Raw genomic sequence first — 21,221 nt, 5'->3', positions numbered from 1 at the left:
ACGCCCATCCCACCGACCGGACGGCGCACTGGCGAGCCGCGGGCGCGCCGAGCAGGATCGAACCGAAGGCGCAGCTATTTCCGGCGCGGACTCGGGCGCGGCGCGGTAGATCCGGATCGATCCACATTCATGCACAAGGAGAACTGATGCCCATCGACCCGAAGATCGCGCTCGGCGCGGAACTGCCGAGTCGGGAGTTCGCCTGGACCCCGTCGGACGTGCAGCTCTACCAACTGGGCCTCGGCGCCGGCACGCGCTGGACCGAGCCTGCCGAGTTGCGCTACCTCGACGATCGGGAACCCCAGGTGCTGCCGACCTTCGCCACCGTCGCGGCCACCGTGCACGAGACCGAGCCGCCCAGGGTGAGCTTCCCCGGCGTCGAGATCGATCTGGCGAAGGTGGTGCACGGTCATCAGGAGGTCGAGGTGCACCGGCCGATCCCGGCCGCGGGCAAGGCGACCAAGGTCAGCCGGATCGCCGAGATCTGGGACAAGGGCTCGGCCGCGGTCATCGTGCAGGAGCACACCGTCACCGGCTCCGACGGAGCGCCGCTGTGGACCGAGCGCTCCTCGATCTTCGCCAAGGGCGAGGGCGGCTTCGGCGGCGAGCGCGGACCGAGCACCAAGACCGAACTGCCCGACCGCGCCCCGGATTTCGACGTCACCACCCCGACGCTGCCGCAGCAGGCGCTGCTCTACCGGATGTCCGGCGACCGCAACCCGCTGCACTCCGACCCCGAATTCGCCCGCGCCGCCGGATTTCCCGCGCCCATCCTGCACGGGTTGTGCACCTACGGCATCGTCTGCAAGACCGCGACCGACATCGTGCTCGACTCCGACACGAGCCGCGTCACCGGTTTCCGCGCCCGGTTCGCCGGGGTGCTCTACCCGGGCGAGACGATCCGCACCCGGATCTGGCGGGAGGACGACGAACTCACCATCGCCGCCACCGTGGTCGAACGCGACGACGCAGCGGTCCTCGGCGACGTCAAGCTGCGATTCCGCTCCGCCTGAGGAATCACTACACAGCTTCACTCGAGCGGCGCCCGGCGGGGCGCGTCCGGCAGCACTCGCCCGAACGGCGGGCGGTCAACGGCACGCGAGCGTCTCACGTTTCGTCGGCAGGTCGCGTCGCGGCGCTGGGGAGGGTTGCCCCGGCCGCTGTCCGCGTATCACGCGGGATCCGTCGGCGGAAGGGAGATGCCGACGGCACCGCAAGCACCACTGTGTAGTGGGAATGGTGCGCAGCAGGCGAACCGAGATCTCGGCGTCACAGCGGCGGCAGCGGCCGTAACCTCCGGTGGCGATGAGCAGAGCTGCCTCGATGTCCGCCAGCGCTTGCCGTGCTGCCGCGGCCAGTTTGCTGTCGACCTCGCGTCTGGCCGCCTCAGCCGTGTCGGCGGGTTCACCTGCGCGGGCGATTGCGGCTTCGAGTTCGGCCAGCTGTTGCAGGCGGAAGCGGCGTTGCTGCAACAGGGCGGCGCGCAGCACGGGTAGCTGTTCGCTGAGGCTTGCGCGTGAAACGGGGTGTGCGTGGGTCATCGTCGACTCCAGGGCTGGTTGGTGGTCAATGCTCGGCCGCGGCGGGTGTGACCGCGATGCTCGCGGTGCGGATGCCGGGCACGGTGCGGGTCAAGGCGACGGCGATGCGTCGTTCGGATTCGTCGGCGAACCGGCCGTAGACGGTGGCGTCGCCGTCGTCGACGGTGACCTGCCAGCGCCGCGCGCCGCGATATTGATCGAGCAGGCGCTGCGCATCGGCCGCGAGCGCGTCGTCCGGGGTGAGCATGAGCCGCAGCGCGTCGCCGCGGCTGAACATGCCGACCACGCGGTCCTCGGCGTCGACGACCGGCAGGCTGCGCAGTCCGTGGGTCACCAGCCTGCTCATACCCTCGGCCAGTGCCGCGGTCTGGGGCAGGGCGACCGCCGGCGTGGTCATCACCGCGCCGACCGCGTCGTCGAGTTCTCCGGACCGCAAGAGGTCACCGCTGGTGAGCATTCCGATGAGGCGGTCGTCCCCGTCGAGCACGGGCAGCGCCGCGTACCGCAGTTCGGCGAGCATCAGCGCCGCCTCGCGCGCCGTATCCTCGCGCCGGACGGTGGTGACCGGCCTCCGCATCACCTCACGTACCTGCATGTTCCTCACTCCGATACCTCCTTTCCGGCTCAACCCCATGGTGGCGTGGCGGCAAGGCGATCGCTTGCGCTGATCGGACAATCGGAGGGCGGAGATTTGTGGCGACGGCACAGCGGGCCGGGTCAGTCGGTGTCGGCGACGGCGAGTTCGATCATCATGGCGAGACGTTTGCGCGGATCGTCCAAGCCGAGATCGGTCACCTCCGCCATCTTGCGCAGCCGGTTGCGGACGGTGTTCTCGTGCACGCCGAGCCGCGCGCTCGCCTGGGCCGAGTCGCCCTGCGCCTGCAACCAGGCGCGCAGCGTAGCCACGTACTGGGTGGAGTGCGCGCGGTCGTGGCGCCGTAATTCCGACACCGGTCCCCGCGCCGGGGTGCGTCCGGAAAGTCCTGCGGTGCGCAATCGCTGTAGCAGGATCTCGTCCCACGACTCGTCGTAGGCGGGAGGCTCGGCCGCCGCGGGCCGGGCCTCGTGCAGCGCCAGGCACTCGTCGGCTTCTCGGCGCGCCGACGCCAATTCCGTGGCCCGTGCGAGACCGCTGACGCCGGCCGTCAATGTCATTCCCACGGGCAGCGCGGCCTGTAACTCACCGACCCAGCGGCGTGCCGCCGCAGCGGAATCCGCGGGGAGCACGGTGTAGACCGTGTCGCCGACCAAGGCGCTGCGGGTCGAACGGGACCAGCCGAATCCGGTCGTCGCTCGCTCGAAGATCAACAGCAGCGCGGCGTGCCGCTCGTGCGCGTCTCGATCCCGCAGCGCGATCACCCGCAAGTTCTCCGGCGCCAGCCCCAGTCTGCTGGCCACCGTCGCCGCGTCCGCCGCACCCTCCAGTAGACGAATGACCAGATCGGCTTCCACCTGACGCTCCAGGTCGGCGCTGGCTCGCGACCGCAACAGGTGCAAGGCCACCGTGCGCGCACCATCGGCCAAGGCCGTGCGCCGGGCCCCGCGCAACGGCGCCGGGCACGACACCCATATCGACCCCAGCAGTTGCCCGCCCACCCGCACGGCCACGACCATCCGCCCCGTCACACCGCGTTCGGCGTCCGCGGCGACGAACAACGGCTCATCCGAGGCGGCCAAATGCGCGAAGACACCGCGCGCGTCGAACAGGGCCCGCAACCACGGCGGCATCTCCCTACCGAGGATCGTCTCGACGCGGGCGGGATCGGGGTGCTGCTTCGGCTTCGAATACGCCAGCACCCGAGACCGCCGGTCCTCGATCGTCACCGCGCCCCCGACAGCGTCGGCCACGCTGTCGGCCAAGGCGAACAAATCGGTCGGGCCGCGACCGGCCTCGGTCTCGCGTCCTTCCAGCACCAATCCGTAAACCACCGCGGCCAGCTCGCTCCAGGCCACCGCGGGATCGACGACAAGCACCGCCACGCCATCGATATCCGGCTCGTGCTCGGTCTCCGCACCCCCACGAAGGACTGCGACGACAGCACCCGCCGAGACCGCCCATTCCACCACCTCCGACAGCGAGCGTGCCCCGATCCCCAGCAGCACGTCGCCCGCCTCCACGGGCCCCTGATCGGCCCCGTGGATCACCACGCTGCGCAATCGGGTGGACCGGGGCACCGAACCCAACCGCAAGCGGATTCCGTAGCCGCTCAGCACGTTCGCCAACCGGTCCAATGTCACCACGAGCCGCTCCGAAGCCGAGCCGACAGCGCTGCGCGCCCAGGCGACCGACGCGGCCCGCACAAGGTCGTGGACGTGGCGGTCATTCGATCGAACTCGGCGAACGTCATAAGACCTCCCGCGGTTGTCCATCTCCCTCGATCACGCCTGCGGAGCCCCAGCGGGGGGACCTCGTCCGTCGGGACCGCCCTCGCACTACCGAACGGTACGCGCACGACCGTGTGGCTTTCGCGGTTCATACCGGCACGGTCTCGGCGCCGAGGGCTGTCGCCTCCGCGTCAGGTTTCGCCCGTCGCCGGAAGTTCGCGATCGCCGCGCCCGCGCCGGGCCGCGGCGCCCTGGATCACCAGCGCGTACAAAAGCAGCACGAGCACCGGCGCGGCCAGCGGCGCCCAAGCCAAGCGCAGCGGGACGAGAGCGGCGACGACGGCGACCGCCGTGAAACCGACCGCACCGGTCACGGACGGGATCGTGGTCGGCACCACGCCGTGCGGCGCGGTCACCGTGGCGGCGTTGAGCAGATAGGTCGTGGCCACCAGACCCGTCGCCGCGGAAGCGAGCACACCCGCGTCGGCGACCGCGAGCACGGCGAGCGCGAGCAGCACCGCGCAGACCGCCAGCGGCCGCAGCCACCAGCCGAGCGCGACGAAGACCAGGGCGGGAATGCCGATCCACGGCTCGAGCAGCGCCACCGAGGCCACCAGCAGCACCCCGGAGAGAACGGCGAGGAATCTGGTCATCGGCGCACCCGTACGGTCCTGCGGTGCTCCGGCAGCACCCGCATGATCTGGTCCAGGCGCGCGTCTTCCGGCCACGCGACGATGTCGACGCCGACGGTGCCCATGTCCCGGTACATCGCCGCGCGCTCGAGCTGCCACATCTTGGCCAGGATCGGGTCGAGGTCCTCGCGGAACGGCGTGCCGCGCAGGACGTCCACCACGACCACCACGTGCCCGCGCTTGCGCAGATCGATCAGCGCGAGCGCGAACTGTGTGTCCAGCAGGGTGGAGAAGGCCACGACGATCGCGCCGAGCGGCACGGCCGAGTGCGGCGCGAGGGTGCCGGTGGTCGGGATGTGTTCGTCGCCCACGTCGAGCACGGTGTCCACGATGCGGTAGAACTGACGCCGCCCGATGTCCGGCCGCAGCCAGCGCGGCGCCTGGCCCAAGCAGACCACCGCGGTCCGGTCGCCCGCCTGCAAGGTCGACTGCACCACCTGCGCCGCGCCGCGCACCGACAGCTCCAGCGAATCGGTCGCCGGTCCCGGCGCTTGCTGCGAGGTGTCCACCAGCACAACGACGTCCGCCGAACGATTGGTCAGCCGCTCGGTGACGTACAGCCGCCCGCGCCGCGCGCTCACCGGCCAGTTCACGATGCGCAACTGGTCGCCGGGGGCGTAGGCGCGGATGTCCGCGTACTCGACGCCGGGACCGTGCCTGCGGGTCAGGTGGGTGCCGAGCCGCTCGGGAAGTTCGGTGCGCGGCAACCGCATTCGCTGCGGATCGGTGATCGGGTACACGAACAGCTGCCCCGCGGGCAGCACCGCGGTGGCGACGGCGAGCCCGGCGGGGCTCAGGGCCGAGACCCGCACCGACATCGGGTAGCGCCCCCACCTGGCCGCCGAGAGCGCGAGCCGCAACCCGGCGGGCGCGATTCCGGAATCGCCGGCCTCCTCGACCTGGATCTCCAAGCCGGCCGAACGCTCCGGCTTCAAGCGCAGCAGCGCATGCCCTTTCTCCACGAAGGCGGCGACGGTCAGCGTCACTTCCTCGGTCTCGAAACAGCGCAGCGTGCCGCCGCCGTCGACCTGGATCCTGGTCGAGGACTGCTGCCACGGCGCGGTTGCCAGCACGCCGAGCAGCGGCGCGGCGAACACGAGCAGTTGCCACCGGCCGAGGACCACCGCGAGCACCAGGGCCGCGGCGGCGCAGCCCGCGAGCATGAAGACCAGCGGTGCGGGTCGCCACCGCAATTCGGCGTCGACCGCGGAGCTGGCGTCGCGGTGCCTCATGTCACGGTGGCGCGCGGTACCGGCAGACGGCGCAGCAGTTCGGTGATCACGTCCTCGCCGCGGATGCGGCGCACCCACATCTCCGGCCGCAGCGTGATCCGGTGCGCCATGGCCGGGATCGCCAGCGCCTTGACGTCTTCGGGAATCACGTAGTCGCGGCCGAGCAGCAGAGCCCGCGCCCGGGACATCTGCACCAGGTCCAGTTCCGCGCGAGGGCTGGCGCCGACCTCGACCTGAGGATGCCCTCGGGTCGCCGACGCCAGCGCGACGACATAGCTCACCACGTCGGGGTGCACGGTCACGTACTCGACGGATTGCCGCATCTCCAGCAAACCGTTGGCGTCGACGACCTGGTTGACCTGCGGCACCTGCGCCCCGCGCTCCAGCCTGCGGCGGATCATCTGCGTCTCGTCGTGCTCGGACAGGTAGCCCAACCGCAGCTGGATGGCGAAGCGGTCGAGCTGCGCTTCCGGCAGCGGGTAGGTGCCCTCGTACTCGATCGGGTTGTCGGTGGCCAGCACGACGAACGGTTGCGGCAGCAGGAACGTCTCGCCGTCGATGCTGACCTGTCCCTCGGCCATCGCCTCCAGCAGCGCGGCCTGTGTCTTCGGCGGTGTGCGGTTCACCTCGTCGGCCAGCAGCACGTTGGTGAACACCGGCCCGCGACGGAAGGTGAACCGGCCCGAGGACATGTCGTAGATCGTCGAACCGAGCAGATCCGCGGGCAGCAGGTCCGGGGTGAACTGCACCCGGGTGAACTGCAACCCGAGCGCGGCCGCGAACGATCTCGCGATGAGCGTCTTGCCGAGACCGGGTAAGTCCTCGATCAGCACATGCCCACCGGACAGCACCGCGATCATGATCAACTGCAACTCGTCCTGCTTGCCGACCACGACCCGGGACAACTCCCGGAGCACGGCCTCGCTGCGCTGGATGGTCATGTCCATCGGCATGGTCATGTGTGTACCCGCACTTGCCTCAACCCATTTCACATTCTCTGCAGGCGGCTCAGGATCTCGTCCAGCGCCGCACGTCCCGGTGCCCTGCCGGCTTGATCACGAAGGGCCGAATTGGCCGGGTCCACCCAGCGCCACAGTTCCGGCCCGAACTGGTGGACACCCGCCGCCTCGACCGCTCTGCGGTTCTTCGCCACCCGCTGGCCGCTGGACAGCTCGAACTCCTTGGCCAGCAGAGGACGCAGGTGCCGGTCCCAATCGGCACGACTGCCGTCCGCCCGGTCGGCGAGCATCTCCGCCCTGGCGTGCCAGCGCTGCAACATCTCGGCCGGGCCGTTCTCCATGTCGTCGAACTCGTCGGCGTCCCCGGCCTCGGCGCGCTCGAGCAGCGACCAGATCAGCCAGCCCAGCGCCACCGCGACCGGGATGCCCGCGACGATCAGCAGCAGCCCGCGGGCGCGCTCGACGGCGACCAGCTCGATCACCGCGATGACGATCACCCCGGTGATCACCACCCCCATCCGATTCACGCGATGTCCTTTCTCACCCGGCCGGTCACGCGGGCACCTCCCCTTGGAGATCGGCGAGCACGATGCGCAGCAGTTGCTCGGCTCGCATGCGCTGCCATTCGAGCATGGCGTGCGGGCTGAACCTGGCCTCCTCGAACAAGGCGACCAGTTCGCGGGCGGACGCGTCGTGCAGCGCGCCGCGTTCGAACGCGCGGGCCAGCACTTCCATCGGGGTGTCCGAGGCGAGCGGAGCGGCGGCGCGGTCGGAGGCGAGGCCGCGCTCCATCGCGACGTAGCAGGCGATGATCGCGGTGCGCGGGTCCTGGCCCGGGGCGTTCATCGCGGCCAAGCCCAGCTCGGCCGCGCGGGCCAGCGAGTCGGCCACGGTGGGCGTCGGCGCGACCCCGGGAGCCTGCGCCGGGACGGGCTTGCGCCGGGACGACACCGCGACCACGACCAAACCGCTCATCGCCACCGTCACCAGGCCCGCGGCCGCGATTCCGGCCAGCACCAGCGCCGTTCCGGTCAACTCCGCCGACCTGGGCTCGCGTTCGGCGGGCGGCGGGGTCCCCTGCTCCGGCGCGGCGCCCGTGGTGGTGGCGGGGGTCGCCGGGCGCGCGGGTTCGCTCGGCCTGCCCGCGCCGATGAAGTAGATCGCCGTCACGGCCGCGAACAGCACGCCGAGCAGCGCGAGCGCACCGAGCACTGCCAGGCCCACGCGCCCCAGCCGCCACTGCTTGCGCTCGTCCGCGCGTTCGGGCTCCGGCATGGCCAGCGGCAACCGGTGCTGGCTCGCGATGACGCCCGCCAGCAGGATGACGATCGATACGGTCAGCAACACGGGCATCAGAGCGACCGACAACGCGGACGGGACTTGCCTGCGCGACTCGCTCTCCGTGATTCCTGGGATGTATCCGTGCAATGCGATGGCGGCAAAAGCCAGCAGCGTGATCAGCACGATCACGCGCGATATCGGCGCTCGCGCCCTGGCCACTGCGTTACCACCAAATCTGAGTACTCCACAAAACAGCCACATAGTTACATGCCGGGCGGTCCGCTCGGGATGGAATGGAATACTTCGCAGTCCCTGCTCCTAAACCGCAACTGTGCGGGGAGGCGGCGGGTCGGCCATCGCGACGGTGACTACCGGACGATTTCGGCCGAGGATTGGGACAATGCACAAAGCCGACTCGTCAAACGTGAGATATCCGGCACTTCCCGCACCTCCCGCACCAGCTCGCCGAGCGCTGCGGACGCGATGACGGTGAGTGCACGATCGGCGTCGTAGAGCACGTCGACGACGTTCACGAAACGCATCGTCCAGTCGGGCGGAACCGCACGCAGCGGTGGTACATCCCGGATTTCCCACCGCGGAAAACGTTGGGCCAGCGCAACATAATCCGCCGCGGAAGTTGGGGTCCCGCACAATGCGGCGAAGTCGATGACGAGTGCGCCTCCGTCCGTCGCAATCGCCCGCAAACTTCTAGCACCGAGAGATATCTCGACGATCGATTCGATTTCCTGTTGTGCCGCATCATTATTGCGGGAGGACGAAGCCGACAACGCTTCCACGGCCATGTGCCATCGGGGCGCCACGACGTATCGCCCGGCCGCGAATCCGGTACCGGCGCCCCTGGAACCGAGGGTCCGATAGTCGATCGCGCCGTCGACAGCGACCACGTCCATGTTCGCGAGAATTCGCTCGATCGTCGGCACGAACCGGTCGTGGAACAACGGATTCGGCAGCAGCTCGGCGGGCGGATAGTTCGACGTCACCACCAGCGCGACGCGGCGGGCGAACAGCGCGTCGAGCAGCCGGGCGAACAGCATCGCGTCGCCGATGTCGTGGACGTGGAATTCGTCGAAGCAGACCAGCAGGGCGTCGCCGAGCAGCGCGTCCACCGCGGCATCGATCGAGCCGGACGCGTGCGCCGCGGCGTGCAGGCTCGCGAAGAACTGGTGAAAGTGGTAGCGCCGCTTGCGTTCCGATGCCACCTCGGCGAAGAACCGGTCCATGAGCATGGTCTTGCCGCGCCCGGGCCTGCCGTGGAGGTAGACGCCACGGCTCCGTCGGCTCGGCCTGCCGCGCCGATCGACCAACTCGCGCAACCGCGCCGCCGCCCGCGCCTGCTCGGCATCCCACCGTAGTTCCACGGCACCTCCAAAGTCCTCTACATTTGTAGAGGAGGAGGCCGCGCGGCGGCCAGGAAGGGTGATCATGTCCACAGGCGACCGGCGCGTGCTCCTCGTCGACACGGCCATCGAAGTGATCGCGGCACGCGGCCTGCGCGCGCTCACCCACCGCGCGCTGGACACCGAACTGGGCCTGCCCGCCGGTTCGGCTTCCTATTACTTCCGCACCAAACGCGCCCTCATCGAGGCCATCGTGGAGCGGATCACCACCCGCTCCCGCGACGATTTCGCCGCTGCCGCGTTGACGCCGACCGCCGACCGGCCACCGGTCGCGGAAGCCATCGCGGCCTGGCTGGACCGGCTACTCGCGCAACGGCGCGGTCACCTGATCGCACGGCACGCTCTGCTGATCGATCTGCTGGACGATCCCGACCTGCATCCCCGGCTGGTGCGCAGCCTGTTCTCCGTCGACCGCGCCCGCGACCTGTTCCGCGCCATGGGCGCGCCCGATCCGGATATCCGGGCCGCGGATTTCGTCGCTGTCATCGAGGGAGCCGTCTTCGACCGCTTCGCGGGCAATCGCACCGCCCTGCGCCCGGACACGCCGGAGAGCGTCCAGCAGCTCGCCCGCGTTCTCGCCGCGCACTTGCGTGTGTGATCAGCTGGGCCAGCCCCGCTGGCTGTAGGTCACGCCGGTGAGGTAGCCGTGGATACCGGCGGCCGGATACGGAATGAGGGTTTCCGGAAGGTTCGCGAGCGAGAACCACCGCAGCTCGTAGGACTTGTCCGGCTCGCGGTTGACCGGCTCGCCCGACCAGCGGCGCGTCTCGAAGAACAACCCGACCCGGGCTTCCCGTTCGGACTCGACGACATGCGCGGAATGGACGTGCCGCAGATCCGCCGGATCGATCACCACGCCGACCTCTTCGTGCGCTTCGCGGACCACCGCGGCGAGCACCGACTCCCCCACCTCGAGCTTCCCGGCGGGCAGGTGCCACAGCCCGTCGAACTCGTCCGCGCTGCGCCGCCTGCTCAGCAATAATTCCACGCCGCGCAGCAGCAACACATGCACATCCACCAAATGCCTGGCCACCACTTGCCCCAAGTTACGCGCCACCCCCCGCACCGGCGGCGGTTCGCACACCCGTCAGCACTCCGGACCCACCATGACGGGTGCCGGAGTGCTGAAGCAGGCAGGCGCGGCCGACCTGATCAGTCCGCACTGAGGACGAGGCCGGAGGTCGGCACGCCGGTGCCCGCGGTGACCAGGATGTTGGTCAGGTCGGCGACCGGGTTGACCGAGACGCCGCGGATCTGACGCACCGCCTCGGCGATGCCGTTCATGCCGTGGATGTACGCCTCGCCGAGCTGGCCGCCGTGCGTGTTGAGGGGCAGGCGTCCGCCGACCTCGATGGCGCCGTCGGCGATGAACTCCTTCGCCTCGCCCCGGCCGCAGAACCCGAGTTCCTCCAGTTGCATGAGGACGAACGGGGTGAAGTGGTCGTACAGGATGGCGGCCTGCATGTCCTCCGGACGCAACCCGCTCTGCGCCCACAGCTGCTCACCGACCAGGCCCATCTCCGGCAGGCCGGTCATGGCGTCGCGGTAGTAGCTGGTCATCACGTACTGGTCGGCGCCGGAACCCTGGGCGGCCGCGGCGATGACGGCTGGCCGCTGCGGCAGGTCGCGAGCCCGCTCGACGCTGGTGACCACGATCGCGACGCCGCCGTCGGACTCCTGGCAGCAATCCAGCAGGTGCAGCGGCTCGGCGATCCAGCGGGAATTCTGATGATCCGCCAGTGTGATCGGCTTGCCGTAGAAGAAGGCCGCGGGGTTCACCGCGGCATGCTTGCGGTCGGCGACGGCCACGCGGCCGAAGTCCTCGCTGGTGGCCCCGTAGACGTGCATGTAGCGCCGGGCGACCATCGCGACCTGCGCGGCCGGGGTGCCCAGCCCCTGCGGGTAGGACCAGCCCGCGTCGATGCCCGACGAGGTGGGCGCGGTGGCCAGCGCCGTGGAGAACTGCCCGAACCGCGACACCGAGCGCTCGTTGAACGCGCGGTAGGCCACCACGACGTCCGCGACGCCGGTGGCCACCGCCATGGCGGCCTGCTGAATGGTGGCGCAGGCCGCGCCGCCGCCGTAGCCGATGTGGCTGAAGAACTTCAGCTGCGGAATGCCGACCGCCCTGGCCACGGCGGCCTGGGTGTTGGTGTCCATGGTGAACGTGGTCAGGCCGTCCACGTCGGCGGGCGTCAGGCCCGCGTCGGCCAGTGCGGCGGTGACCGCCTCGGCGGCCAGGCGCAGTTCGCTGCGTCCGGAGTCCTTGGAGAAATCCGTGGCGCCGATGCCGACGATGGCCGCACGGCCGGAAATCTTCTGCTCAGACATCGGCCCTCCGCAACGCGATGACGGCCGTAGCCGTGATGTGGTCGCCGAGGCTGTCCTTGCCGACCACGTCGATGTGTACGTCGTCGCCCTCCAGCGCGGTCACCGTGCCGGTCAGCGTCAGCGTGTCCCCGGCGTACAGCGGCACGCCGAGGCGCAGCGCGATCGACTTGACGACGGCGCGCGGGCCCGCCCAGTCGGTGACGAAACGCTGCACCAAGCCGGTGTCGGTGAGGATGTTGACGAAGATGTCCTTCGAGCCGCGGGCGACGGCCTTGTCCCTGTCGTGGTGCACGTCCTGGAAGTCCCTGGTGGCCAGGGCGGTGCTGATCACGAACGTGGGGTCGGCGTCGATCACCAGCTCGGGCAGCACCGTGCCCACGCGCACGGCGGCGCTCACGAGACCACCTGCCAGACCGGCAGTGTCGCCTCGTCGTCGAGCTTCTCGAAGCCCACCTCGACCGGCAGACCGATCCGCACCTCGGCCGGGTCGATGCCGCGCAGTTCACCGAGCATGCGCACGCCTTCCTCCAGTTCGACCAGCGCCACCACGAACGGCAACTGCCGCCCCGGCACCTTCGGCGCGTGGTGCACGACGTAACTGAACACGGTGCCGCGCCCGGAGGCGACGACGTAATCGGTCGGTTTCGACTTGTCCTGCCAGATGGCCGGAATGGGCGGATGCCGCAGCGAGCCGTCCGGCAGCCGCTGGATGCGCAACTCGCCCGCTTTCGTCCCTTCCCAGAAGAATTCGGTGTCCCAGGAGACCAGCGGCTTGACCCGCGCGCCCTCCGCGGCTTTCGGCGCGGCGGTGCCGGGAGCGAATTTCAGCAGCCGGAACAGCATCTCGGCGACCACCTCGTCGCCGACCCGCCAGGTGGTCTGGAAGGTGACGAACCATCCCTCACCCAGCGCGGTGCGCTTCGGGCCGCGGATGTCCGACAGCGTGCTGGTGACCGAGACCTGTTCGCCGACCGCGAGGTAGCGGTGGTAGGTCTGCTGACAATCCGTGGCGACCACGGAGGTGTAGCCCGCGGCGTCGAGCAGTTCCGTGGCCGACCCCATCGGGTCGTCGGCGGGACGAGAACCGTTGAGCCCGAACATGGTCCACACCTGGGCCATGGCGGGCGGCGCGACGATGCCTGGATGTCCCGCCGCGCGCGCCGCCTCCTCGTCGACATAGATCGGATTGGCGTCGCCGAGCGCCTCGACCCAGTTGTTGATCATCGGCTGGTTCACCGGATCGCGCCCGAAACGGGGCGCGCTCGCACCCGCCGCCTTGATGGCCTCGGCTGCGGCGACGATCGCTTCCGGAGTAGTGGTTTCCGGCACGCGCGGCTCCTTCACTCGTTATCGGGGTACTCGCGGCAACCGCAGACCGGACGAGGCGACCAGTTCGCGCATCACCTCGTTGACGCCACCGCCGAAGGTGACCACGAGGTTCTGCTTGGTCCTACGGTCCAGCCAGGTCAGCAGCTCGCCGGTGGCCGGGTCGGCCGGGTCGCCGTAGCGGCCGACGATCTCCTCGGCGAGCCTGCCCGCCTCCTGGAGCGATTCGGTGGAGTAGACCTTGGTCGCGGACGCGTCGGCGATCACTTGCGCCTGGTCGCCGTCCACAGTCGCGGCGACCTGCCAGTTCAGCAGTTCGTTCAACCGGACCATGGCGTGGATGCGGCCCAGCGCCCTGCGCACGTCGAGTTCGGCGAGCACGCCGCGCGGTTGCGCCCAGTCGCGCACCCGGTCGTAGAGCTGCTCGATCTTGCCGGACGGCCCCAGGCTCACCCGCTCGTGGTTGAGCTGCGTCGTGATCAGCTTCCAGCCCCGGTTCTCCTCGCCGACCAGCATGTTCGCCGGGACGCGCACGTTGTCGAAGTAGGTCGCGTTGGTGTGGTGAGCGCCGTCGCAGGTGATGATCGGCGTCCACGAGTAGCCGGGGTCGGTGGTGTCCACGATCAGGATCGTGATGCCGCGGTGGCGCGACTCGGTCGAGCCGGTGCGGCAGGCCAGCCAGACGAAGTCGGCCTCGTGCGCGCCCGTGGTGAAGATCTTCTGCCCGTTGACGATCCAGTCACCGGACTCGTCACGCACCGCCGAGGTGCGCAGCGAGGCGAGGTCGGTGCCCGCGTCCGGCTCGGAGTAGCCGATCGCGAAATGGACGTCGCCGGAGAGGATTCCGGGCAAGAACCGCCGCTTCTGTTCCTCGGTGCCGAACTGCTGCAAAGTCGGTCCGACGGTCAGCAGCGTCACCAGCGGGAGCGGGACGTCGGCCCGGACCGCCTCGTTGAAGAAGATCTGCTGCTCGACCGGCCCGAAGCCTTGGCCGCCGTATTCCTTGGGCCAGCCGACGCCGAGCCAGCCGTCGTGGCCCATCCGGCGCACCACGGCGCGATAGGCGTCACCGTGCCGGTTCACCGCCATCTCGGCCTCCTCCTCGGGAGTCACGAGATCGGCGAAGTAGGCACGCAATTCGTCGCGCAGCCCGCGTTGCTCGGTGGTCAGGTCGATGAACATCTCGCCCCCAATCGGTCGAGCCGGAACGACGCGCCGCCGAGCCAGCGAGCGATGTCCTTGGCTTGTGAGTAGTAGCGATGCATCGGGTGGGTCACGTCCACACCGAGGCCGCCGTGCAGGTGATGGCACTTCTGCATGGCCGCGGGCAGTTCCGCGGCGACGGTGTAGGCGAGAATCTCCAGGTCGTCGTCGGTGCGCTCGCGATGCTCCCGGCTCGCGTCGGGCTGCGCCAGCGCCCAGTTCGCCGAGACCGCGGCCACGTGCAGGGTCCGCGAGACGACGTACAGGTCCGCGATCTGCTGGGCCACCGCCTGGAACTCGGCCAGCGGCCTGCCGAACTGATGCCGGGTGCGCAGATGCTCGGCGGTGAGCGTGATCGCGCCTTTGAGCAATCCGTCGGCCACCGATCCGATCGAGGCGAGCGCCAGCCGGTGCAGATCGGCGAGACCGACCGGCCACAGCTGGTCGGCCGGAATCTGCACCTGGTCCAGCCGGACCGTGTACTCGGGAATGCCGCCGGAGACCGGCGTCGGCGTGCGGGTCAGGCCGACGGCCTGCGCGTCCACCACGGCGATACCGGCGTCGGTCGGCACGAGCAGCCAGCTCGCCTCCTCCGCGTACGGCACCGCCACCTTGTGCCCGGTGATGCGCACCGTGTCGCCGCTGACGACGGCGGTGGTCTCCGGCTCGAGGACGAACGGCGCCCCCGGTTCGCTCAGCGCCGCGGTGAGCACCGCGCCCTCGGCGACCCCCGGCAGCACGAGCGACTGCACGCGCTCCGGCGCGCAGGCCACCAGCGGCAGCACGCCCAACCCCAGCGTCGACAGCGCCGGCACCGCCACCGCGTCGGTGGCCAGTTCGGTGAGCAGCGCCGACACCTCGAGCAGCCCCATCCCATCGCCGCCGAACCGTTCCGGCAACGCGACGACGAGCAGACCGGAGTCGGCCAGCTTCGGCCACAATCGCATGTCGCGCGCCGGTTCGCGCTCCAGCAAGCTCACGACGACCTCGGCCACCGCGTCCTGGCCCTCGTCCCTGGTGAAGTCCACGCTTGTCTCCCGATTGGCTGTAGGGCTAGCTGTCCGCGTCACGAGGCAGCCCCAGAATCCGCTCGGCGGCCACGGTGAGCAGGATCTGCTCGGTTCCGCCCGCGATCGACAGGCAACGCGTGAGCAGGAACTCCTTGGTCACCTCGGAGTCCTGCGCGCCGAGCGGGCCCGCCGCCTCCGCGGCGAATTCCGCGACCGCTTGGCGGTGGCGCACGCCGACCAGCTTGCGCACGCTGCTCTGCGCGCCGGGGTCCCCGCCCGCGAGCATCTTCACCGCGGCGCGTTGCTCGAGCAGCAGACCCGCGATCGCCTCGGCCACGAATCCACCGAGCCGGTCGTTCACCAGCTCGGTGCCCGGGCCGGTGGCGGGCGATTTCGCGATCAGCTCTTCGAGTACCGGACCGATGCCGTTGCCGCCCATGGCGACTCGCTCCGTCGACAGCGTGGAGCGGGCGATCTTCCATCCGTTGTTCAGCGCGCCGACCACGCAATCGTCCGGCACGAACACATCGTCGAGGAAGACCTCGCTGAAACGCGCCTCTCCGGTGATCTGCACCAGCGGGCGCACCTCGAGCCCGGCGCTGTGCATATCGACCAAGAAGTACGTGATGCCGCGGTGTTTGGGCGCGTCGGGATCGGTGCGCGCCAGGCAGATCGCCCAGTTCGCCTTGTCGCCCAGCGATGTCCACACCTTTTGCCCGCGCAGCACCCAGCCGCCGTCGGCCTTTTTCGCGGTGGTGCGCAACGCCGCCAAATCGGAACCCGCCTCTGGTTCGCTGAACAGCTGGCACCAGACCACTTCGCCGCGCAAGGTCGGCCAGGCGAAGCGCTCGATCTGTTCCGGCGTCCCGTGCTGCAACAGCGTGGGGATCGCCCAGCCGCCGATGGCCAGGTCCGGCGCGGTGAGTCCGGCACGGCGCAGCTCCTCGGAGATCACCAGGCCGGTCATCGGGTCCGCGGCGCGTCCGTATGGCCGCGGCCAGTGCGGCATGACCAGGCCCGCGTCCACCAGCGCGGCACGCTGCCGGTCGGCGGGCAGCGCCGCGATCCGCGCGACCTCGGCGGCGAGTTCGTGCGCGCTGTCGCCGTCCACGGCGGCCACGCCTTCCTCGGCGAAGACCCGATCGGCCCCGGTGGTGCGCCGCAGGCCCCTGCGGGTCAGTTCGGTGACCCGCGCCCGCCAGTGCGCCGACCCGCCGAGCAGTTGGCGCAAGGCCGTGGCCCGGCGCAGATACAGGTGCGCGTCGTGCTCCCAGGTGAAGCCGATGCCACCGAGCACCTGAATACAGTCCTTGGCGGTCTCCACCGCCGCGTCCAGGGCGATGGCGGCCGCGACGGCGGCCGCGATCGGCAGTTCGGCTCCGCCGTCGTCCACGGCAGCCGCGACGTCGGCCGCGGCGGCGCGGATGAGTTCGGTGCGGCACAGCATCCAGGCACAGATGTGCTTGACCGCTTGGAACGAACCGATCTTGCGGCCGAACTGCTCGCGCACCTTCGCGTACTCGACCGCGGTCTCGAGGCACCAGCCCGCGAGGCCGGACAGTTCGGCGGTGACCAGCGCGACCAGCAGGTCCCCTGCCGCGTGCGGCGCGACGAATACGCGTTCGGCGGGCACGCGCAGGTCGGCGCAGTGCACCCGCGCGAGCGGCGTGCTCGGATCCAGCGGCGCGAGCGCTTCCACCCGCAGGCCATCGGCGTCGGGCGCGACCAGGCACCACCGCTGTCCTTGCGGTTGGTCGATCGGCAGCAGCACGGCGGTGCCGGGGGCGGCGCCGACGACGGAATCCCAGGTACCCGTGAGCAACACGCCGTCGCTCGCGACGGGTACGCTCACCGTCGAACCGACGACGAAGTCGAGCGCCACACCGCACGGCAGGTCCTCGTCGAGCTGTCCGGCGGTGAGCAGATTGGCCAGAGCCGTCGTGAGTACCGGGCCGCCGACGAGATCGTGCGCCGCCTGTTCCACCAGCACGGCCAGATCGGAGACCGACCCGCCCGCACCTCCCGCGTCCTCGGCCACCGCGACCCGGAAGATCCCGATCTCGGCCAGCGCGGGCCAGTAGGCGCGCCAGAAGTCGGCCGCGCCGGCCCGCATTGTTGCAATCGGACGGACCGAAGCGGCCCATCCGCGCATCGACTCCTGAACGGCTTTATGCTCGTCAGTGGTGGCGATGGTCACACTCCATACCGCCTTTCCGGCGTGACTCCCACACCTAGAACATGTTCTAATATCCTAGCCGGGCGGAAGTCAAGAGACCATCGCCGCCGCGGCCACACCGCGCACGCAGCCGACGAAACGACGTTTCCGGAAAGGACTTTCATCAATGGCCAGTCCGTCCCGATCGCAGCCAGCCGACCCGAGCGCGGGACGGCCCGCCGCCACGGTCACCACGCTCAGCGAGGACGAGCTGAGCTCGGCGGCGCAGCGCGAGCGGCGCAAGCGGATCCTGGACGCGACCTTGGCGCTCGCGTCCAAGGGCGGTTACGACGCGGTGCAGATGCGCGCGGTGGCCGAGCGCGCCGATGTCGCGGTCGGCACGCTGTACCGCTACTTCCCGTCGAAGGTGCATCTGCTGGTCTCGGCGCTGTCGCGCGAGTTCGAGCAGATCGAGGGCAAACGAAAGCCGCTTGCCGGGCAGTCCCCACAGGAGCGCATGCACCTGCTGCTCACCCAGATCACCCGGATGATGCAGCGCGACCCGCTGCTCACCGAGGCCATGACCCGCGCGTTCATGTTCGCCGACGCCTCGGCCGCCGCCGAGGTGGACCGGGTCGGCAAGGTGATGGATCGCGTCTTCGCCCGCGCGATGAACGACGGCGAGCCCACCGAACGCCAGCTGGCCATCGCGCGGGTGATCAGCGACGTGTGGCTGTCGAATCTGGTCGCGTGGCTGACCCGGCGCGCCTCGGCCACCGACGTGACCGAACGACTGGAACTGACCGTCGACCTCCTCCTGGGCGAACGCAACCAGTAAGCTCTAGCGGGATCTCTCAGCACACAGCGAGCGAATCAGCGCCCGGTCACCCCACCGGGCCCGAATAGCTCGTTGTGCTGCGACGAAGCTCACCCGCTCGGATCCCGTTGCCGTTAGCTGGGCAGATCTACCGGACACCGGTTCAGGTGTGCGTTATCGTGCGCACGCGAACCGGCGCGCTTCTGTGCGGCAAATTCAACACAGTATTGTTTTGCCCGCCCCCTGAAAAAACTCCTCCGATCACTAGGTTGGATGCGTGAGCGCACAGGATCTGCCACTGGAACTTCGCCGTGCACTGTCGACGGTCGCGCGCGTGCCACGGCTGTTGGTCGCATCGGACTACGACGGGACACTCGCGCCCATCGTGTCCGACCCGACCAAAGCCTTTCCCCATCGGGAATCGGTGAGCGCGTTACGAGCCCTCGCCGGCCTGACCGGGACCACTGCCGCCGTGATCTCCGGCCGCGCGCTGCGAGATCTCGCGGCGCTGTCCCGCCTTCCGGTCGAGGTGCAACTGATCGGCAGTCACGGCTCGGAATTCGACGTGGGCTTCGTGCACGCGATCGACAACGACGCCAAGCATCTGCTCCAAGAGGTGCAGACGGCCCTGAACCAGATCGCCGCGGACAACCCCGGCGTCACCGTCGAGATCAAACCGGCCAGTGTCGCGTTGCATGTGCGCAACGCCAGCCCGGAGATCGGTCATCGCGCGCTGTCGCAGGTCCGGCTCGGTCCGGCGTGCTGGTTCGGCGTGCAGGTCACCGAGGGCAAGGCGGTCATCGAACTGGCCGTGGTGCAGACCGACAAGGGCACCGCACTGGACACCGTTCGGCATCAGGCGGGGGCCTCGGCCGCGGTGTTCTTCGGTGACGACGTCACCGATGAGAAGGCGTTCCGCGTGCTGTCCGGCCCGGACGTCGGCATCAAGGTCGGCGACGGCGAGAGCCTGGCCAAGTTCCGGGTGGACAGCACCGAGGCCGTGGCGTGCGCGCTGGCCTACCTGCTGGAGGAGCGCCGGACCTGGCTGGCGGGCGCGAGCGCGCCGCGCATCGAGCGGCTGACCATGCTGGCCAGCCCGCGCTCGGTCGCGCTGCTCACCCCGGACGCCACGGTGACCTGGTTCTGCCATCCGGAGCCCGATTCGGCCGCGGTGTTCGCCCACCTGCTCGGCGGCCCGCAGGGCGGCCACTTCACCATCGAGCCGGAGCGGCCGGGCCTGCCGCTGTCGCAGCGTTACGTCGACGGCACGATGACCGTCGAAACCCGTTGGGCCAAACTGCAAGTCACGGACTACCTGCCGCACGACGTAGCCCCGACCCGCACCGACCTCACCCGGGTGATCACCGGCGACGCGAAGGCCGTGGTCACCTTCGCCCCGCGCCCGGAGTTCGGCCAGGTGCCGGTGAATCTCGAGGCGCAGGAGGGCGGGCTGCGGGTGTACGGCACCAACGACCCGATCGTGCTGCGTTCACCCGGCGTGCGGTGGGAGATCGTCTCGGACGGTACCCACGAGTCGGCGCGGGCCGTCGTGGATCCGTCCAAGGGGCCGGTCGTGCTCGAACTGCGCTGCGGCACCGCCGATCTCGATCCCGCCCCGGCCAGTGAGGCGGAGCGGCGGCGGGAGGCGCAGCGGTACTGGTCGGATTGGGCGGGGACGCTCACACTGCCGCCGCTCAAGCCCGACCTGATGAAGCGCTCGGCGCTGACCCTGCGCGGCCTGGTGCACGCGCCGTCCGGCTCGATCCTCGCGGCCGCCACCACCTCGCTGCCCGAGGACATCGGCGGCGTGCGCAACTGGGACTACCGCTACTGCTGGCTGCGCGACGCGGCGCTGACCGCGCAGTCGCTGGTCTCGCTCGGCTCGCTCGCCGAGGCGGAGGACTACCTGGGCTGGGTGCACCGCGTGCTGGAGACCTTGCCCGGCCCCGAGCGGCTGCACCCGCTGTACACGCTGTACGGCGAGACCCTGCCGCCGGAGGCCTCGATCGACCAGCTACCCGGCTACGCAGGCTCCCGCCCGGTGCGCGTCGGCAACGCGGCCAACATGCAGGTGCAGCTGGACGTCTTCGGTCCGATCGTGGACCTCATCGCGACCCTGGCGCACGCCAGGGAGTTGCGCGGCGTCACCGATCCGGCGAACGTGCTGCCCGACGCCGACTGGGAGCTGGTGTGCGCCATGGTCTCGGCGGTGCAGCGACGCTGGCAAGAGCCCGACCACGGCATCTGGGAGATCCGCGGCAACCCCCGCCACCACGTGTACTCGAAGGTGATGGGCTGGCTGACCGTCGACCGGGCGCTCACCCTGGCGCAGAAGTTCGATCGCGAGGCCGATCCGGCCTGGCCGGTGCTGCGCGACACCATCGCCGACGAGGTGAAGGCCAAGGGCTGGAACGACGAGGTGCAGTCCTACACCGCGGCGTACGACGGCACCGACCTGGACGCGGCGACGCTGCACATCGGGCTGAGCGGCCTGATCGACCCGTCCGACCCGCGCTTCGCGGCGACGGTCGTGGCGACCGAGGCCGAGCTGCGCAGCGGCTCGACGGTATACCGCTACCACCACGACGACGGCCTGCCCGGCGGCGAGGGCGGATTCCATCTGTGTGCGGCCTGGCTGGTCGAGGCGTACCTGCTGATCGGCAAGCGCTCCGACGCCGAGGCGCTGTTCGCCCAGCTGGTCGACGTGGCGGGCCCGACCGGTCTGCTCAGCGAGGAATACGACCCGGTGGCCGAACGGTCGCTCGGCAACCATCCGCAGGCGTACAGCCATCTGGGCCTGTTGCGCTGCGCGCAGCTGCTGGGGCAGCCGGTGGAGGCCGCGCTGGTCTGACCACGTAGGAGCCGAGGGCCCGCGAACGAGGAATCGTTCACGGGCCCTTCGCATTAGGTTTCCAGGTGGGCGTCGCATCC

The 21,221-nt window shown here is 70.0% G+C and carries 20 protein-coding genes; 4 read left to right on the top strand and 16 right to left on the bottom strand.

Annotation, left to right across the window (positions count from 1 at the left end; genetic code table 11):
* Positions 1–146: 146 nt before the first annotated feature.
* Positions 147–1,013: a MaoC/PaaZ C-terminal domain-containing protein gene (locus tag ACFV2O_RS04970; protein WP_356963584.1), complete on the top strand. Its 867-nt coding sequence runs from the start codon at positions 147–149 to the stop codon at positions 1,011–1,013.
* A 75-nt stretch (positions 1,014–1,088) separates the two neighbouring features.
* Here ACFV2O_RS04970 and ACFV2O_RS04965 read toward each other — a convergent pair whose 3' ends face one another.
* From ACFV2O_RS04965 to zapE, 9 genes are all read right to left on the bottom strand, one after another.
* Positions 1,089–1,541 carry a TraR/DksA family transcriptional regulator gene (locus tag ACFV2O_RS04965; protein ID WP_379250316.1) on the bottom strand — a complete coding sequence of 151 codons (453 nt, stop codon included), beginning with the start codon at positions 1,539–1,541 and terminating at the stop codon, positions 1,089–1,091.
* 25 nt (positions 1,542–1,566) lie between these two features.
* Positions 1,567–2,136, bottom strand: a complete 570-nt coding sequence (locus ACFV2O_RS04960; RefSeq protein WP_379250833.1) for a CBS domain-containing protein — start codon at positions 2,134–2,136, stop codon at positions 1,567–1,569.
* Positions 2,137–2,258: 122 nt separating this feature from the next.
* A complete protein-coding gene (locus ACFV2O_RS04955) occupies positions 2,259–3,782 on the bottom strand; it encodes a PucR family transcriptional regulator (RefSeq protein ID WP_379250314.1) in 1,524 nt (507 codons plus the stop codon).
* 275 nt (positions 3,783–4,057) lie between these two features.
* A complete protein-coding gene (locus tag ACFV2O_RS04950) occupies positions 4,058–4,519 on the bottom strand; it encodes a hypothetical protein (protein ID WP_379250313.1) in 462 nt (153 codons plus the stop codon).
* A complete protein-coding gene (locus ACFV2O_RS04945) occupies positions 4,516–5,790 on the bottom strand; it encodes a DUF58 domain-containing protein (protein WP_379250311.1) in 1,275 nt (424 codons plus the stop codon). The genes ACFV2O_RS04950 and ACFV2O_RS04945 overlap by 4 nt, the downstream gene beginning before the upstream one ends.
* Positions 5,787–6,749, bottom strand: a complete 963-nt coding sequence (locus ACFV2O_RS04940) for an AAA family ATPase (protein ID WP_379250309.1) — start codon at positions 6,747–6,749, stop codon at positions 5,787–5,789. The genes ACFV2O_RS04945 and ACFV2O_RS04940 overlap by 4 nt, the downstream gene beginning before the upstream one ends.
* A 29-nt stretch (positions 6,750–6,778) precedes the next feature.
* A complete protein-coding gene (locus tag ACFV2O_RS04935) occupies positions 6,779–7,267 on the bottom strand; it encodes a hypothetical protein (RefSeq protein WP_355077044.1) in 489 nt (162 codons plus the stop codon).
* A gap of 34 nt (positions 7,268–7,301) precedes the next feature.
* Positions 7,302–8,219: a DUF4129 domain-containing protein gene (locus ACFV2O_RS04930; RefSeq protein ID WP_355076764.1), complete on the bottom strand. Its 918-nt coding sequence runs from the start codon at positions 8,217–8,219 to the stop codon at positions 7,302–7,304.
* 179 nt (positions 8,220–8,398) lie between these two features.
* Positions 8,399–9,475, bottom strand: a complete 1,077-nt coding sequence (gene zapE, locus ACFV2O_RS04925; protein WP_379250307.1) for a cell division protein ZapE — start codon at positions 9,473–9,475, stop codon at positions 8,399–8,401.
* Here zapE and ACFV2O_RS04920 point away from each other — a divergent pair.
* Positions 9,474–10,046: a TetR/AcrR family transcriptional regulator gene (locus ACFV2O_RS04920; protein ID WP_379250305.1), complete on the top strand. Its 573-nt coding sequence runs from the start codon at positions 9,474–9,476 to the stop codon at positions 10,044–10,046. The genes zapE and ACFV2O_RS04920 overlap by 2 nt on opposite strands.
* Here ACFV2O_RS04920 and ACFV2O_RS04915 read toward each other — a convergent pair whose 3' ends face one another.
* From ACFV2O_RS04915 to ACFV2O_RS04885, 7 genes are all read right to left on the bottom strand, one after another.
* On the bottom strand, positions 10,047–10,505 hold the full coding sequence (locus ACFV2O_RS04915) for an NUDIX domain-containing protein (RefSeq protein WP_379250303.1): 459 nt from the start codon (positions 10,503–10,505) through the stop codon (positions 10,047–10,049).
* Between the two features lie 95 nt (positions 10,506–10,600).
* Positions 10,601–11,779, bottom strand: coding sequence for a lipid-transfer protein (locus ACFV2O_RS04910; protein WP_355076758.1), 1,179 nt, complete (start codon positions 11,777–11,779; stop codon positions 10,601–10,603).
* Positions 11,772–12,176, bottom strand: coding sequence for a MaoC family dehydratase (locus ACFV2O_RS04905; protein ID WP_379250301.1), 405 nt, complete (start codon positions 12,174–12,176; stop codon positions 11,772–11,774). The genes ACFV2O_RS04910 and ACFV2O_RS04905 overlap by 8 nt, the downstream gene beginning before the upstream one ends.
* Positions 12,173–13,108: a MaoC family dehydratase N-terminal domain-containing protein gene (locus ACFV2O_RS04900; RefSeq protein WP_364436125.1), complete on the bottom strand. Its 936-nt coding sequence runs from the start codon at positions 13,106–13,108 to the stop codon at positions 12,173–12,175. Before ACFV2O_RS04900 ends, ACFV2O_RS04905 begins: the two co-directional genes overlap by 4 nt.
* Positions 13,109–13,126: 18 nt before the next feature.
* Positions 13,127–14,287 carry an acyl-CoA dehydrogenase family protein gene (locus ACFV2O_RS04895; RefSeq protein WP_379250299.1) on the bottom strand — a complete coding sequence of 387 codons (1,161 nt, stop codon included), beginning with the start codon at positions 14,285–14,287 and terminating at the stop codon, positions 13,127–13,129.
* Positions 14,272–15,336, bottom strand: a complete 1,065-nt coding sequence (locus ACFV2O_RS04890) for an acyl-CoA dehydrogenase family protein (RefSeq protein ID WP_379250297.1) — start codon at positions 15,334–15,336, stop codon at positions 14,272–14,274. The genes ACFV2O_RS04895 and ACFV2O_RS04890 overlap by 16 nt, the downstream gene beginning before the upstream one ends.
* Before the next feature lie 25 nt (positions 15,337–15,361).
* Complete coding sequence (locus ACFV2O_RS04885) at positions 15,362–17,515, bottom strand: acyl-CoA dehydrogenase family protein (protein WP_379250295.1); 2,154 nt, start codon at positions 17,513–17,515, stop codon at positions 15,362–15,364.
* Positions 17,516–17,660: 145 nt separating this feature from the next.
* Between ACFV2O_RS04885 and kstR the strand changes: the two genes are divergently transcribed.
* Both kstR and otsB read left to right on the top strand, forming a co-directional pair.
* Positions 17,661–18,311, top strand: coding sequence for a cholesterol catabolism transcriptional regulator KstR (gene kstR / locus ACFV2O_RS04880; RefSeq protein ID WP_039794748.1), 651 nt, complete (start codon positions 17,661–17,663; stop codon positions 18,309–18,311).
* A gap of 256 nt (positions 18,312–18,567) precedes the next feature.
* Entirely contained in the window at positions 18,568–21,141 is a 2,574-nt protein-coding gene (otsB, locus tag ACFV2O_RS04875) for a trehalose-phosphatase (protein ID WP_379250292.1), read from the top strand.
* Positions 21,142–21,221 lie beyond the last annotated feature (80 nt).

The sequence above is a fragment of the Nocardia sp. NPDC059691 genome (genome assembly GCF_042733915.1).
Classification (GTDB): domain Bacteria; phylum Actinomycetota; class Actinomycetes; order Mycobacteriales; family Mycobacteriaceae; genus Nocardia; species Nocardia sichangensis.
Note: the sequence above shows the minus strand (reverse complement) of the source record. Positions and strands in the feature narration are given on the sequence as shown.

Excerpts from the sequence above, each read along its gene's own strand:
- ACFV2O_RS04970 (WP_356963584.1), top strand. The coding sequence starts at position 147 with ATGCCCATCGACCCGAAGATCGCGCTCGGCGCGGAACTGCCGAGTCGG.
- ACFV2O_RS04965 (WP_379250316.1), bottom strand. The coding sequence starts at position 1,541 with ATGACCCACGCACACCCCGTTTCACGCGCAAGCCTCAGCGAACAGCTA.
- ACFV2O_RS04960 (WP_379250833.1), bottom strand. The coding sequence starts at position 2,136 with ATGCAGGTACGTGAGGTGATGCGGAGGCCGGTCACCACCGTCCGGCGC.
- ACFV2O_RS04950 (WP_379250313.1), bottom strand. The coding sequence starts at position 4,519 with ATGACCAGATTCCTCGCCGTTCTCTCCGGGGTGCTGCTGGTGGCCTCG.
- ACFV2O_RS04945 (WP_379250311.1), bottom strand. The coding sequence starts at position 5,790 with ATGAGGCACCGCGACGCCAGCTCCGCGGTCGACGCCGAATTGCGGTGG.
- ACFV2O_RS04940 (WP_379250309.1), bottom strand. The coding sequence starts at position 6,749 with ATGACCATGCCGATGGACATGACCATCCAGCGCAGCGAGGCCGTGCTC.
- ACFV2O_RS04935 (WP_355077044.1), bottom strand. The coding sequence starts at position 7,267 with ATGGGGGTGGTGATCACCGGGGTGATCGTCATCGCGGTGATCGAGCTG.
- ACFV2O_RS04920 (WP_379250305.1), top strand. The coding sequence starts at position 9,474 with ATGTCCACAGGCGACCGGCGCGTGCTCCTCGTCGACACGGCCATCGAA.
- zapE (WP_379250307.1), bottom strand. The coding sequence starts at position 9,475 with ATGATCACCCTTCCTGGCCGCCGCGCGGCCTCCTCCTCTACAAATGTA.
- ACFV2O_RS04910 (WP_355076758.1), bottom strand. The coding sequence starts at position 11,779 with ATGTCTGAGCAGAAGATTTCCGGCCGTGCGGCCATCGTCGGCATCGGC.
- ACFV2O_RS04895 (WP_379250299.1), bottom strand. The coding sequence starts at position 14,287 with ATGTTCATCGACCTGACCACCGAGCAACGCGGGCTGCGCGACGAATTG.
- kstR (WP_039794748.1), top strand. The coding sequence starts at position 17,661 with ATGGCCAGTCCGTCCCGATCGCAGCCAGCCGACCCGAGCGCGGGACGG.